This is a genomic window from Natronococcus jeotgali DSM 18795 (assembly GCF_000337695.1).
In the GTDB taxonomy this organism is placed as follows: Archaea; Halobacteriota; Halobacteria; order Halobacteriales; family Natrialbaceae; genus Natronococcus; species Natronococcus jeotgali.
Window position 1 is genome coordinate 1 of the sequence record NZ_AOIA01000166.1, and the last position, 12,761, is coordinate 12,761.

Here is a 12,761-nt window from a genome sequence, read left to right on the forward strand (position 1 = left end):
CATCAGAGATGTGTATAAGAGACAGCTGTCGCACCAGCCCGGAGAGGTGACGCGCGTCGTCGAACGCCTCGCCCTCGGGGTGGGGGCCGCCGGGCGGGTAGTAGCAGGTCGCCGCCGGCTCGGCGAGCAGCCCCAGCTCCTCGAGGGACTCCCGGCGCTCGATCGCGCGAACGACGTCGGTCACCTGCGGGCCGTTCGTCACGGCGTGGGGCGAGAGGGTTCGCACGACGTTGGTGGTCTGGACGGGGATCGCGAGCTTGAGGTGGGGCAGCGGGCCGTCGGCGGTGCGATCGGTCGCGTAGGGGACGACCGTCCGGAGGTTGAGCTGCGGCGTCGCCGGCGTCGCGTAGTCGGGAATCGGGACGACCCGTCCGTCCTCGATCGGGTCGGCGTAGCGGTCCGGGATCGTCCGGTGGAACTGCATCGGGTGGACGGGGACGACGGCGTACTCCTCGCCGGCCCGCCCCGCGGGAACGGCGCGCTCGAGCGCGCCTTCGAGACCGTCGAACGTCGCGTACAGGCGGTCGGTCAGCCGACCGCGCTCGCTCTCCGACGCTTGCGCGCGGGTCTCGAGGGCGTACTCCCGGTCGACGCCGACGAACCGCAGATCGATCCGCTCGGCGAACTCGGGCGCGTACGCCAGCCCGTCGGCGGCGGTCATCCCGCGTCGGATCTTGCCGGCGGGATGGAACGGGTGGCCGTCGGTGACGATCCGCTCGAAGGCGGTCGCGGCGTCGGCGCTCGGGACGCCCCTCGCGAGGGCCTCGAGCGGCGACTCGACCGCGGGATCGACCCGCCGGTCGATCTCCCCCGCGAGGACGGGCGTCGCCAGCCGCGCCAGCGCGAGGTTGGCGACGCTCTCCGCGAGCTCGGCGCGGATCCGCTCGGCCTGGTCGGCGTCGGCGAACGCGTCCTCGCCGGAGAGCAACGGGACGAGGTCGACGGGATGGGCGAGTCTCCCGCCGTTCTCGCCGTCCCGTCCCGCAGCCGTCGAGGACCACCGGTACGTCGGGCCGACGAACCGAAACCGGTCGTAGCCGTGTCTCGCCGCGATCGGCGCGATCAGCGCGGTCTCCGAGGACGGAAACGGGAGCACCGCGAGGCGACGACAGCCGTCGGGGTCGACGAGCGACCGGAGCCGATCCCCGGTCAGCGCCTCGAGGGGCGCCGGCGCGTCGGGAACGGCGGGGTTCGCCGGATCGACGAACGCGGCGTCGGGAAGTCCCGCCGGACGCCCGCGAAGCAGCCCGCGAACGAGCCGGCGGCAGATCTCCCGGCGCGCGTCCGGAAGCGCCTCGAGGTACGCCGCCTCCGCCGGCGTCCCGAGGTCGTGCTCGTGCGTTCGCGCGTACGCGGTCGCGGCGCCGAGGGCCTCCCGCTCCGCGCTCGTTCGAAGGCGTATCGGCTCGCCGTCGACCCGACGGGGACGGGAGCTCACGATCGGTCCCGCTCGACGCTCGGGTGCATCGTCGGGCGCTCCGCCAGCGGCTCCGACAGCGCCTCGAGCATCGTCTCCCGGGCCCGCTCGTCGCGTCGCCGCCGTTCCTCGTCGTCGATCTCCTCGCAGCCCGGCGGCACCTCGCGGCCTCGCCCCGTGAAGTAGCCCTCGGGGACGACCCAGTCCTGGTAGAAGTTGACGTCGGCGTCGTGGATCACCGCGAAACCGACCTTCGCGCCGTGGCCGGCCGCGACGATGGCCTGGTGGGGCTCGCCGGCGATCCGGCCCGCCGCGTAGACGCCATCGACGGCGGTTCGGCCGCCCTCGTCGACGCTGACGAAGTGTTTGTTCCCGCGCTGGATCCGACCGACGTCCAGGGGAACGAGGTAGTCGCTGTCGGCCCAGGAGGCCGCGATCACCCGTCGGGCCTCGAGGGGCTCCCCGCCGTCGGTTTCGAGGACGAACCCCGCCTCGAGGTCGTCCTCCGCGACGGGTTCGACGCTCGTCACTCGGCCGAGTTCGAAGGTCGCGCCCGCGTTCCGGGCCTGTTCGCGGGTGAGCTGGAGGTACCGACGGGCGTCGATCCCGTCCGGAAATCCGGGGTAGTTTTCGAGGCTGGCGTTGCGCGCGAGGATCGACTCGCCCCCGTCGACGACGAGGGTGTCCAGTCCCGCGCGGGCGGTAAGGATCGACGCGGCGAGGCCGGCGACGCCCCCGCCGACGATACAGACGTCTCGCATGGGTCGGCGTTGTCTCCCCGGCGTATAGAAGATTGCCACGCAGTCCTCGGCCGCCGGACTCCGGCGCGGTCGGTCGCGACGCGCGATCCCCCGAATGGGAATCCTTACTACCGATCCCCGTCTTAGCCAGCCCGTGGACAGGATCCTGCTCAGCACGGTCGCGTACCGCCCCCCGGAGGAGGTGTTCCCGTACGTCCGGTCGTTCGTCGACTACCCGCGGTACACCGACCACCTGCGGGAGGTGCACGTCCGCGGCGACGGCGACGTCGGCTCGGTCTACGACCTCGAGCTCGCCTGGTGGAAGCTCAACTACACCGCCCGATCGAAGGTGACGGCGATCGAGGCGCCCGAGTCGCTGCAGTGGCACCTGCTCAACGACGTCGACGCCCGCGGCGAGTGGCGCGTCGAACCCGAACCCGAATCGGCGCCCGCCGGGGCCGAAGCCGCCAGCCGGATCTACTTCGACGCAGCCTACGATCCCCACTCGGCCGACGAGAACGCGCTCGCACTGCCCCGGTTCGTCTCGCTTGACTGGGTCGTCCGGAAGGTCGAACCCAAACTGCTCGACGAGGCCGAGACCGTCGTCGAGCGGCTGGTCGCCGACATCGAGGGCCGGCGACGCGACGTGGAGCTTACGGTCCACGAGATGCCCTGACCGCGCCGAATACGCCGGGCGTCCACTGCGGGTTCGGAGGCGTCGAAAGCCCGACGACGATCCCGGAGTGCGTTTCGAAGCCCGCAAGGACAGATAAAGACGTTACATAGGTAGCCCGCATACTCTGGGAGACCGGTCCGCTTCGCTCGAGTATGGGACGAGCAAGCGAGCGACGGCCGACGTCGGACGTGCTGCGTATTTCACCCGAAACGCTGTCGGCAACCGCCGCGAACTCGCCGCCCGCACTCGAGGAGCGATGACCGACGACGGAACCTCGGAACGCACCGCCTCCCCCGAGGAGGTCGATATCCTGTTGGTCGAGGACAACCCCGGAGACGTTCGCTTGCTTCAGGAAGCGCTCGCCGTCACCGACATTCCACACCGGCTCCACGTCGTCACTAACGGCGACGAGGCCATCGAGTTCGTCTACCGACGCGGCGAACACGCCGATTCCCCCCAGCCCGATCTGGTCTTACTGGACCTGAACCTTCCGCACACGGACGGCCACGAGGTGTTGAACGAGCTCAAGACCGATCCGGAGCACAGCCGAATCCCGATCATCGTGCTCTCGAGTTCGAACGAGGAGGGGGACGTCCGGCGGGCCTACGCCGCCGGCGCCAACGCGTACCTGACGAAACCGATCGATCCCGACGAACTCGTCGAGCGTGTCGAGCTGATCGAGACGTTCTGGTTCTCGCTCGCGCAGCTCCCGGAGTGAACGAACGGCGGTTCCGGGACCGAGACGGTCCGTCTCAAAGGGCGTACTCGTGGTCGCCGTCCTCGGTCTCGAGGAACGCCTCGAGGAGGTCGATCGTCGCCGCGACGTCGTCGACGTGGGCGGTCTCGGTGACGGTGTGCAGATAGCGCGTCGGGACCGAGATGGCGCCGACGGGTTTCGCGCCGGCGGTGTTCTGGAAGCCCGCGGTGTCGGTGCCGCCCGCGGGCAAGATCTCGAGCTGGTGGTCGATGTCGCGTTCCTCGGCGACAGCCCGCATCCGGCGGTGGACCTTCGGGTTCGTGATCACGCTCGAGTCCTTGAGCTTGATCGCGGTTCCCTCGCCCAGCGCCGTGACGTGGTCGCCGTCGTCGAACCCGGGGAGGTCGTTGGCGACGGTGACGTCGAGCGCGACCGCGAGGTCGGGATCGACGTCGACGCCCAGGGCGTTGGCGCCCCGCAGCCCGACCTCTTCCTGAACCGTCGCACAGAAGTGAATCGTCGCGTCGGGAGCCTCGAGCCGGCGCGCGGCCTCGAGCATCGCGAACAGACAGACACGGTCGTCTAAGGCCTTCCCCGTGATCGTCTCGCCGACGCGTTCGGTGGTCTGGTCCATCGTGACCAGATCGCCCCGCGAGATCCGCTCGTCGGCCTCCTCGTAGGGGAGGCCGACGTCGACGGCGACGTCCTCGACCTCGGGGGTCTTCTCCCGTTCCTCCTCGTCCAGGGTGTGGGGCGGCGGGGAGCCGATCACGCCCGGTACGTCGCCGTCGTCGGTGTGGATCGTCACCCGCTGGGCCTTGAGGACGCGGGCGTCCCACCCGCCGAGCGCGTCGAGTTCGACGAAGCCGAACTCCCCGTCCTCGCCGCGGACGTTCCGGACCATGAAACCGATCTCGTCCATGTGGGCCGCGACGGCGACCGAGTACTCCGACTCCCCCTCGAGCGTTCCCACCACGTTGCCCATCGCGTCGGTTCGGACGCGATCGACGCTGTCTTCCAGTTCCTCGACGACGAGTTCGCGCACGCGGTCCTCGTAGCCGGGGACGCCGCTGGTCTCGGTCAGTTCCTCGAGAAGTTCGGTGTCGAACGGAACGGAACCCATGCTCGAACGTGCGACCGAATCGGTGATAAGCGCGTGGAAACCGCTCGACGCACGGCGTCGAATTTGAACTCGGAGCGGAGTAAATCTCCCGTTTCGACGCTCCCGCGCCGTCGACGTTGAGATATTAACCGCGGGGTATTAACCGATCGGTCTACAAGGGGTGTGTATGTCTGACGTACGTGTCGCAGGTGCCGGTCTGACTGCGTTCGGCCACAGTCCCGAGCGGACGAGCCGGGACCTCTTCGCCGAGGCGACTATCGCCGCCTTCGAGGACGCCGACGTTCCCAGAGCGGACGTCGACGCGCTGTTGTACGGCAACTTCATGGGGGAGCTCTCTGAACACCAGGGCCACCACGGCCCGCTGATGGCCGAGGCCGCGGGCGTGCAGGCGCCGGCGACCCGCTACGAGTCGGCGTGTGCCTCGAGCGGGACCGCCGTTCGCGACGCCGTCATGCGGATCCGAAACGGCGAGGACGACGTCGTCCTCGTCGGAGGCGCCGAACGGATGACCAACCTCGGCACCGCGGGCGCGACCGAGGCCCTGGCGATCGCGGCCGACGACCTCTGGGAAGTACGGGCGGGCATGACCTTCCCCGGCGCCTACGCGCTGATGGCCCAGGCGTACTTCGACGAGTACGGCGGCGAGCACGAGGACCTGGCCCACGTTGCGATGAAAAACCACGAGAACGCGCTGACCAACGAGAAGGCCCAGTACCAGAGCGCGATCGAGATCGAGGACGTGCTCGAGGCACCTCCAGTTTCGGAGCCGCTCGGACTGTACGACTCCTGTCCGATCTCCGACGGCGCCGCCGCGGCCGTGCTGGTCAGCGAGGACTACGCCGAGGAGCACGGCCTCGACGCCCCGGTCTCGATCTCGGGGACGGGACAGGGCGGCGACCGGATGGCCTTACACGACCGCGAGTACCTCGCCCGCTCGCCCGCCGCCCGCGAGGCCGGCGCAGAGGCCTACGCCGACGCGGGCGTCGACGCGGCCGACGTCGACGTCGCCGAAGTCCACGACTGCTTTACGATCGCGGAGGTGCTGGCGCTCGAGGCGCTCGACCTCGAGCCGGTCGGCGAGGGGATCTCGGCGGCCCGGGACGGTCGAACCACGGCCGACGGCGAGACGCCGATCAACCTCTCCGGCGGGCTGAAGGCCAAGGGCCACCCCGTCGGCGCGACCGGCGTCTCCCAGATCGCCGAGCTCGCCGACCTGCTCGCGGGTGACCACCCCAACAGCGAGTTCGTCTCCGACGCGACGACCGGCGTCGCGCACAACGCGGGCGGAACGGTCGCCAGCGCGACCGTTCACGTCCTGGAGGTGGACCGATGAGCGACGCTGACGACGTGCAAGACGCCGGCTTCGACGAGTGGCTCGACGCCGCCGAGGAGGACGCGGCCTACTGTCTCGAGTGTCCGGAGGGCCACGCCTCGCTGCCGCCCCGCCGGGTCTGTCCGGACTGCGGCGCGACCGATCTCGAGGAGACCGCCCTGCCCGACAGCGGCGAGATCGAGACGTTCACCGTCACCCACGTCCCGACGCCCGCCTTCGAGGAGGACGCCCCCTACGCGACGGCCGTCGCCGCCTTCGGTCCCGTCCGACTCACCGGCCAGGTCGTCGAGTTCGACCTCGAGACCGTCGAAACCGGACTCGAGGTCGAACTCGAGATCGCGGTCTCGGAGACGACCGGCGAGCGCGTCCTCGGATTCGGCCCGGTCTGAGGCGTTCGGCACTCCGAGACGCGGCCGACTCGGACTCTCTCCTCGCGCCGCGACGGAATGGACGGTCGCTCTCGGGTGCGGGTCGTCGGCTACCGGCGCGAGCACCGACCGGCCGGCGGGTCGAGGTTGCTGGTGATAGTTCGCCCGAAATCGGGAAGATCAGCCCCTGATCTGAGAGCGAAAGCGCATAGCTTTTCAGTCACACGACCGGGTATTCGGTACTCACATGGAAGACCGCTACGAGCAGACACAGGACGAGATCAACCCCGTAGACCTCCGGTTTTCGGAGGACGAGATGGAGGAGCAGGTCGATCACCTGCTCGAGTTCATCCGGGACCGCGTCGACGCGATGGACGCCGACGGCGCGGAGATCGCCCTCTCGGGCGGCATCGACAGCACGGCGACGGCCTACCTCGCCGTCGAGGCGCTTGGCGCCGACAACGTCCACGGCGTGCTCCTCCCCAAGGAGGTCAACGAGGACGCGAACATGAGCGACGCCGAGCGCGTCGCCGAGGAGCTGGGCATCGACTACGACGTGATCGGGATCGACTCGATCATGGAGGAAGTCCTAGCGCAGGGCGACGCCGAGACCGAGAACCCCTCCGAGGACGAGTGGGAGGGCCGCTACGTCGGCAACACCAGCGCCCGCGTCCGGATGACGCTGATCTACCTGCTGGCCAACCGCGAGAACCGGATCGTACTCGGCACCGGGAACCGCGCCGAACTCGCGACCGGGTACGTGACGAAGTACGGCGACGGCGGCGTCGACTGTAACCCGCTTGCCAACCTCTACAAACAGCAGGTCCGACAGGTCGCGGCCCACCTGGGCGTCGACGAGTCGGTCGTCCAGAAGACGCCGACCGGGGGAATGGTCGACTACGGCACCGACGAGGAGGAGATGGGCATGAGCTACGACACGCTCGACGCCGTCCTCGCGTTCTACGTCGACGGCAACCTTCCCGCGTCGGTGACGGCCCGACTGACCGACACCTCGGTCGAGGCGGTCGAGCGCATCCAGGAGTTCCACGAGGAAAGCGCCCACAAGCGGACGCCGCCGGCGGAACCGGAGCCGCTGTTCTGAGCCGACCGCGGGTTACGTCTCGAGATCGGAGTCCGAACCGACCCCGGAGCTCGAGCCGACGTCGGCGTCGACGCCGAGTTCGCCCTCGAGCAGCTCGGTCGTCAGGTACTCGACGAACTTCTCGGGGTGTTCGGCGTGGGGGAGCTGGGTCGCGTAGTCGATGACGACCAGGTCCAGGTCCGCCGCGTCGGCGAGGGTTCGTCCCTCCCGCAGCGGGACGAGCTCGGCGTCCCGTCCCCAGACGAGCGTGGTCGGCGTCTCGAGGGCGGCGAGTTCGGTCTGGAGGTCGAAGTCGGGGTCGAGCGTCCCCGAGGCGAAGGAGGCGGGCGCGTAGCGGGCGCCGGGCTGGTGGGCGCTCGTCCAGGCGTACTCGACCTCCTCCTCGTCGATTCGGTCGGGGTCGTAGTAGCCGTCCCGGTCGTAGAAGTACCGGATCGAGGGCTTGCTCGCCAGCAGGTTAAAGAGGGTCGTCCCGACCACGGGCGAGCGGATCAGGGTGCGCAGCCACGGTCGCTCGTCGCCGGTATCGGCGGTCGGTCCGATCAGGACGAGGTGGGCGAACTCGCTCTCGTCGGCGGCGTCGACGGCGAAGGCCCCGGTCAGCGAGGACGCGACGACGATCGGCTCGTCGGTGACGTCGGCCGCGAAATCGCGGATGAAGTCGGCGTACAGTCCCGCGGAGTAGACCAGCGGCGGGCGCTCCGAGCGCCCGAATCCGGGCAGGTCGACCGCGACGACGCGGTAGTTCTCGGCCAGCCGTTCGACGATCGGCTCGAACTCGTAGCTGCTGGCGCCGGCGTGGATCCCGTGGAGCAGCAACATCTCCTCGTCGTCGGGGTCGCCGGCGACGGTGTAGCTCGCCTCCATCCCGCGCCAGCGGTAGGTGCGCTCGATCCCGGCGAGCCGGTGGTCGAACTCGCTGGCGCGGCGTTTCAAGAGCCGATTCCCGAGCGCGGCCGCCCCGACGGTGCCGAGGAGACCTCCGAGAACTGTTCGGATTCGCATAGGGACCCGTACCGCGGCGAACGCCTTAGACCTGCGGTCGGCACGGCTACGGGTTCCGGGTCTCGAGCTCCTCGAGACAGTCCGCGACCGGCGCGAGCACCTCGTCGGCGATCGTGTAGGGGTCGGTCTCGCCGTCGGCGACCGCGGCCGCCAGCTCGTCGATCCCGCCGGCGTCCTCGAGCTCGTCCTCGAGCATCGCGTGGACGTCCTCCCGGAGCAGCGTTCGGATCTCCTCGGCGTAGCGCTGGCGGGCCTTCTCCGCGCTGGCGCCCGAACCGACGAGGAACTCCCGGTGGGCCGCGAGCTCGTCGATGAAGTCGTCGACGCCCGTGCCGTCGGTGGCGACGGTCTCGACGATCGGCGGGGTCCACTCGGTGGCGCCCTCGCGGGATTCCTGGGTCGCCACCGCGGAGCCGCCGCCGTCGGCTCCCGAGTCGGGACCGTGGTGGCCGCCGCCGAACCCGCCTCCGGAGTCGAGTTCGATCATCTCCCGGAGCTCCTGGACGGTGCGGTCGGCGCCCGGACGGTCGGCCTTGTTGACGACGAAGACGTCCGCGATCTCTAAGATGCCCGCCTTCAGCGTCTGGACGTCGTCGCCCGATCCCGGGGGAACGAGCACGGCGACCGTGTCGGCGGTGCGGACGATGTCGATCTCGTTTTGTCCGGCGCCGACGGTCTCGATGATGATCTTGTCCTTCCCGAAGGCGTCCATCGCCTTGACGGCGTCCGCCGTCGCCGTCGAGAGCCCGCCCAGGGTGCCGCGGGCGCTCATCGAGCGCACGAAGACGTCCATGTCGCCGACCGTCGAGGCCATCCGGATGCGATCGCCGAGCACCGCCCCGCCCGTAAACGGCGAGGACGGATCGATGGCGATGACCCCGACGGTCTCGCCGCGCTCGCGGTAGGTCTCGGCGAGCTTGTCGACCAGCGTCGACTTCCCCGCGCCGGGGCTGCCGGTGATTCCGATCACCTCGGCCTCGCCCGTGTGGGCGTACAGCTCGGAGATCAGCTCCCGGTAGCCCGGCGAGCGGTTCTCGATCCGCGAGATGACCCGCGCCAGCGCCCGGTGTCTCCCCTCGAGCAGCTCCGCCAGCAGCGTCTCGTCGTCGTCGTTCATCGGTCGGGCGCGTTCTCGCGGACGAACTCGATGGTCTCTTCGATCGACGTCCCGGGACCGAAGATGGCCGAGACGCCCTGCGTTTCGAGTTCGGGGCGGTCCTCCTCGGGGATCACGCCGCCGACGAGCACGAGGGTGTCCTCCGCGGCGCCGTACTCCTCGAGGCCGTCCATGATCTTCGGGACGAGCGTGTCGTGGGCGCCCGAGAGGATCGAGATCCCCAGCACGTCGACGTCCTCCTGGACCGCCGCCTGGACGATCTCCTCGGGGGCCTTGTGCAGCCCCGAGTAGATCACCTCGAACCCGGCGTCGCGGAACGCGCGTGCGATCACGTGCGCGCCGCGGTCGTGACCGTCGAGGCCGACCTTCGCAACCAGACACCGGATCGACTCCTGCTCCTGTTCGCTGCTCATACCCTCACCTTCCCGATCCGACTGTTTGACTTTAACGGAAGTTCCTGCAGATTTCGCCGCCCACACGCGAGCGACTCGCGCGGCTCGAAAATCGGACCGCCGGGTCGACGCCGAGCGCGACGGAATCCGAGGCCGTGGGAACAATTAGCATTCGAAACCAAAGGCCTAAGAGCGAAACCGGCTTACATTCACCCAATGACTATCGTACATCTATTGCGGAGGGATCTCTCATGGGCGTTGAAATAAAAGAAACCAGAGTAACCGACGCCGAGTTCGAGGAGATGCGGGAGTTCGTCTTCGAGTACCTCGCCGCCAGCGTCGAGAAAGAAGAGGAGGGCGGTCGGATGCGCTGGTACCCCTGGCACTCCGCGGAGTACCGGCACAACCACATCCTCAACGTCGTCGACCTCGCCGAGGAGATCGCGCGCAAGGAGGGTGCCGACGTCGACATCACCCGCGTCGCCGCGGTCTTTCACGACGTCGCCAAACTCGAGACCGACCAGGATCTCCACCCCGAAGCCGGCGCCCGCGTCGCCCGGGAGTACCTCGAGTCCCGCGCGGAGTTCCCCGACTCGTTTATCGACCAGGTGTGTCGCGCCGTCGAGCAACACGCCTACCAGGGCGACCTGACCGACCTCTCCCTCGAGACCCAGTGTCTCATCGAGGCCGACCTGCTCGACAAGATCGGCGCCAACGGCACCGCACTCATGCTGTTGCGGATGGGCTACGAGGCCCGGACCCACATGGACACCGACGAGATGGTCGACCGCGTCCTCGAGCGCGGGTACGACGCCGCCTCGCGGGTACAGAGCGACACCGCCGAGGGGATCGCCCACCAGCGGCTCAAGCGCGTCAAGTGGTTCCGCGAGTGGCTCGAGGACGAGATCGCGGCGATGGGCTGAGACGGCGGCGACCGCCGGACAGCGTTTCGCGCGTCGCGAGTCAGACGATACCCGCCGCCCCCACCGCGAGGAAGACGACGCCAAAGCCCGCCAGGACCAGCGCGCTGCCCGCGGCGACGATCGGCGCCAGCGCGTCGACGCGCCGTCCGGCCGACGCCAGCCCGGCCGGGTAGGCGACGATCCAGAGCGCGATCCCGCCGAAGAAGCCGACGAGCAGCGCCGGCGACCCGGTCTCGACGACGAGCGCTCCCTCGAGCGCGGCGCCGACGGCCGGGACGTGCGCGAGCACGTCCAGCGTCCCCGGCCGCAACAGGCCGACGCCGGCGGTGAGCCAGAATCCGATCTGGTAGGGGTTGGTCAGCGACAGCGCGAACGTCTTGCGGAATCCGGTCGAGGCCCCGCGGCCGCCGTCGGTAAAGGAGTTCGCGGCCCGGGCCTCCCGCACCGCGCCGACGGCGAAGTAACACATGAGCACCCCGCCGAACAGGTAGAGGACGGGACGGGCCAGCGGGTAGCGATCGATCACCGCGACGACCCCGGCCAGCGTCAGGACGAAAAAGAGGACGTCGGCCAGCATCGCGCCCAGTCCCGCGCGGAACCCGGCCGTCCACCCGCGGACGACGCTCTCCTCGGCGATAATCGCGTTCATCGGGCCGGGGGGCGCCGCGAGCGCGATGCCGAAGACGACCCCGGCGAGTACGGTTGCAACTGACACGGTCTGGTCTCGAATCCGCGGCCGACCGTGAAAAGCGTCGCGTTCGACGCTTACTCGAGGGCGACGGGAACGATCCGACAACCGCACGGCGAAACCACTCCGTCGGTCGGTCCGGTCAGAGTCACCGTCGCGATCGGCCGCCCGCAGACGGGACAGTCGGGAAGCGTCGACGCCGCGTCCGGTCCGTCTCGGGTCATCGTCGCCCCCGTTCCGGCGCGGGCGGTCGCCGCGGAGGTGGCCTCGAGCGCGTCGTGGGATCGCGTATCATGGCTGGAATCGGGCTCGAGTCGGCACTCGGTTCGACGTTCGCCCGCAGCGGGTTATTTCTACTGGCCATTATCAGCGGTTGGGTCTCGCCGACGCGAACCGACCGCCCCTCGGTTCTTTGTCGTCGGCGTGGTACGGACGGTATGGCTAGACGTCGCAACCGCGCGCCGACGGCCGGCATCGACCGACGGAATCGGACGGGGGACCGATGGGAGTGAAACGGCGCCCCCTGCTCGCGCTCGGCTGTACGAGCGCGCTCGTCGGCTGTCTCGACGGCGGCGAGAACGGCGGCGAGAGCGACGGCGACGCGGCGCCGAACGGAGACGCCGCGTCACCCCCGTTCGAGTTGCGGACGGTCGACGCGCCGGGCAGCGAGGACGGCGCGGCGACCGTTCCGGGCGCGGGGCAGGTGACGTTTCTCAACCCGACGCGGACGCTGTGTCCCACCAGTGAGGGGCTGATCGGAACGATCGGCGACGCCAGAGCCGAACTCGAGTCGCGGTACGAGGTCGGCCCGGACGGCGACGTCCGGTTCGTCTCGCTGGTCGACCCCCGATCTGGTCCCGACCCCACGCCGGAGGAGCTGGGCGAGTGGTGGGTCGAACACGGCGGCGAGTGGACGATCGGCATCGACGAGGACGGATCGATCAACGACCACTACGAGGTCAGCGGGTTTCCGACGGTGCTGGCCCTCGACGCCGACGGCGAGGCCCACTGGCGCGACACCGGCGGCACCGGCTCGAGCAACATGGTCGACGGGATCGAGCGCGCGCTCGAGGCCGAGCCCGAGACGCCGGCTCCCCGAACCGAGGACGACGGCGCGAACGAGTCGGCGGACTGATCGAACCGGAGAACCCTTTTCGGTCCGACCCGTAGGGAGGCGTAT

15 protein-coding genes are annotated in these 12,761 nt (G+C 69.5%); 7 read left to right on the forward strand and 8 right to left on the reverse strand.

Features of this window, described 5'->3' with window-relative positions; translation table 11 throughout:
* Together C492_RS20730 and C492_RS20735 are read right to left on the reverse strand one after the other, a co-directional pair.
* Positions 1 to 1,438: IucA/IucC family protein (locus C492_RS20730; protein ID WP_008427237.1), on the reverse strand; the 1,438-nt coding region annotated here is incomplete at its 3' end.
* Entirely contained in the window at positions 1,435 to 2,178 is a 744-nt protein-coding gene (locus C492_RS20735) for an NAD(P)/FAD-dependent oxidoreductase (protein ID WP_008427240.1), read from the reverse strand. The genes C492_RS20735 and C492_RS20730, both read right to left, overlap by 4 nt.
* Positions 2,179 to 2,311: 133 nt before the next feature.
* Here C492_RS20735 and C492_RS20740 point away from each other — a divergent pair, with 133 nt between their 5' ends.
* Entirely contained in the window at positions 2,312 to 2,833 is a 522-nt protein-coding gene (locus C492_RS20740; RefSeq protein ID WP_008427242.1) for an SRPBCC family protein, read from the forward strand.
* Between the two features lie 256 nt (positions 2,834 to 3,089).
* The gene (locus tag C492_RS20745) at positions 3,090 to 3,551 is read left to right on the forward strand and encodes a response regulator (RefSeq protein ID WP_008427244.1); all 462 of its coding nucleotides are present in this window, start codon (positions 3,090 to 3,092) and stop codon (positions 3,549 to 3,551) included.
* A 34-nt stretch (positions 3,552 to 3,585) separates the two neighbouring features.
* Here C492_RS20745 and C492_RS20750 read toward each other — a convergent pair whose 3' ends face one another.
* Positions 3,586 to 4,653 carry a M42 family metallopeptidase gene (locus tag C492_RS20750; protein ID WP_008427247.1) on the reverse strand — a complete coding sequence of 356 codons (1,068 nt, stop codon included), beginning with the start codon at positions 4,651 to 4,653 and terminating at the stop codon, positions 3,586 to 3,588.
* A 166-nt stretch (positions 4,654 to 4,819) separates the two neighbouring features.
* Between C492_RS20750 and C492_RS20755 the strand changes: the two genes are divergently transcribed.
* The 3 genes from C492_RS20755 to C492_RS20765 all read left to right on the forward strand — a co-directional run bounded on the left by C492_RS20755 (position 4,820) and on the right by C492_RS20765 (position 7,456).
* Entirely contained in the window at positions 4,820 to 5,986 is a 1,167-nt protein-coding gene (locus C492_RS20755) for a thiolase domain-containing protein (protein ID WP_008427249.1), read from the forward strand.
* On the forward strand, positions 5,983 to 6,375 hold the full coding sequence (locus C492_RS20760; protein WP_008427250.1) for a Zn-ribbon domain-containing OB-fold protein: 393 nt from the start codon (positions 5,983 to 5,985) through the stop codon (positions 6,373 to 6,375). Before C492_RS20755 ends, C492_RS20760 begins: the two co-directional genes overlap by 4 nt.
* 226 nt (positions 6,376 to 6,601) lie before the next feature.
* Positions 6,602 to 7,456 carry an NAD+ synthase gene (locus C492_RS20765; protein ID WP_008427252.1) on the forward strand — a complete coding sequence of 285 codons (855 nt, stop codon included), beginning with the start codon at positions 6,602 to 6,604 and terminating at the stop codon, positions 7,454 to 7,456.
* A gap of 12 nt (positions 7,457 to 7,468) precedes the next feature.
* Here C492_RS20765 and C492_RS20770 read toward each other — a convergent pair whose 3' ends face one another.
* Genes C492_RS20770 through C492_RS20780 form a run of 3 tightly spaced genes read right to left on the reverse strand, consistent with a single transcriptional unit; the run spans position 7,469 to position 9,991 of the window.
* The gene (locus C492_RS20770; RefSeq protein WP_008427253.1) at positions 7,469 to 8,461 is read right to left on the reverse strand and encodes an alpha/beta fold hydrolase; all 993 of its coding nucleotides are present in this window, start codon (positions 8,459 to 8,461) and stop codon (positions 7,469 to 7,471) included.
* A 46-nt stretch (positions 8,462 to 8,507) separates the two neighbouring features.
* Complete coding sequence (meaB, locus tag C492_RS20775; protein ID WP_008427255.1) at positions 8,508 to 9,578, reverse strand: methylmalonyl Co-A mutase-associated GTPase MeaB; 1,071 nt, start codon at positions 9,576 to 9,578, stop codon at positions 8,508 to 8,510.
* Positions 9,575 to 9,991, reverse strand: a complete 417-nt coding sequence (locus tag C492_RS20780; RefSeq protein ID WP_008427257.1) for a cobalamin B12-binding domain-containing protein — start codon at positions 9,989 to 9,991, stop codon at positions 9,575 to 9,577. Before C492_RS20780 ends, meaB begins: the two co-directional genes overlap by 4 nt.
* 230 nt (positions 9,992 to 10,221) lie before the next feature.
* On the opposite strand from C492_RS20780, the gene C492_RS20785 reads away from it, so the two are divergent.
* Positions 10,222 to 10,893 carry an HD domain-containing protein gene (locus tag C492_RS20785; RefSeq protein WP_049893227.1) on the forward strand — a complete coding sequence of 224 codons (672 nt, stop codon included), beginning with the start codon at positions 10,222 to 10,224 and terminating at the stop codon, positions 10,891 to 10,893.
* Positions 10,894 to 10,933: 40 nt separating this feature from the next.
* Here C492_RS20785 and C492_RS20790 read toward each other — a convergent pair whose 3' ends face one another.
* Positions 10,934 to 11,608, reverse strand: coding sequence for a LysE family translocator (locus C492_RS20790; protein ID WP_008427260.1), 675 nt, complete (start codon positions 11,606 to 11,608; stop codon positions 10,934 to 10,936).
* 50 nt (positions 11,609 to 11,658) lie between these two features.
* On the reverse strand, positions 11,659 to 11,805 hold the full coding sequence (locus C492_RS24805; protein ID WP_008427262.1) for a hypothetical protein: 147 nt from the start codon (positions 11,803 to 11,805) through the stop codon (positions 11,659 to 11,661).
* A 278-nt stretch (positions 11,806 to 12,083) separates the two neighbouring features.
* Here C492_RS24805 and C492_RS20795 point away from each other — a divergent pair, with 278 nt between their 5' ends.
* A complete protein-coding gene (locus tag C492_RS20795) occupies positions 12,084 to 12,716 on the forward strand; it encodes a TlpA family protein disulfide reductase (protein WP_008427264.1) in 633 nt (210 codons plus the stop codon).
* Positions 12,717 to 12,761 lie beyond the last annotated feature (45 nt).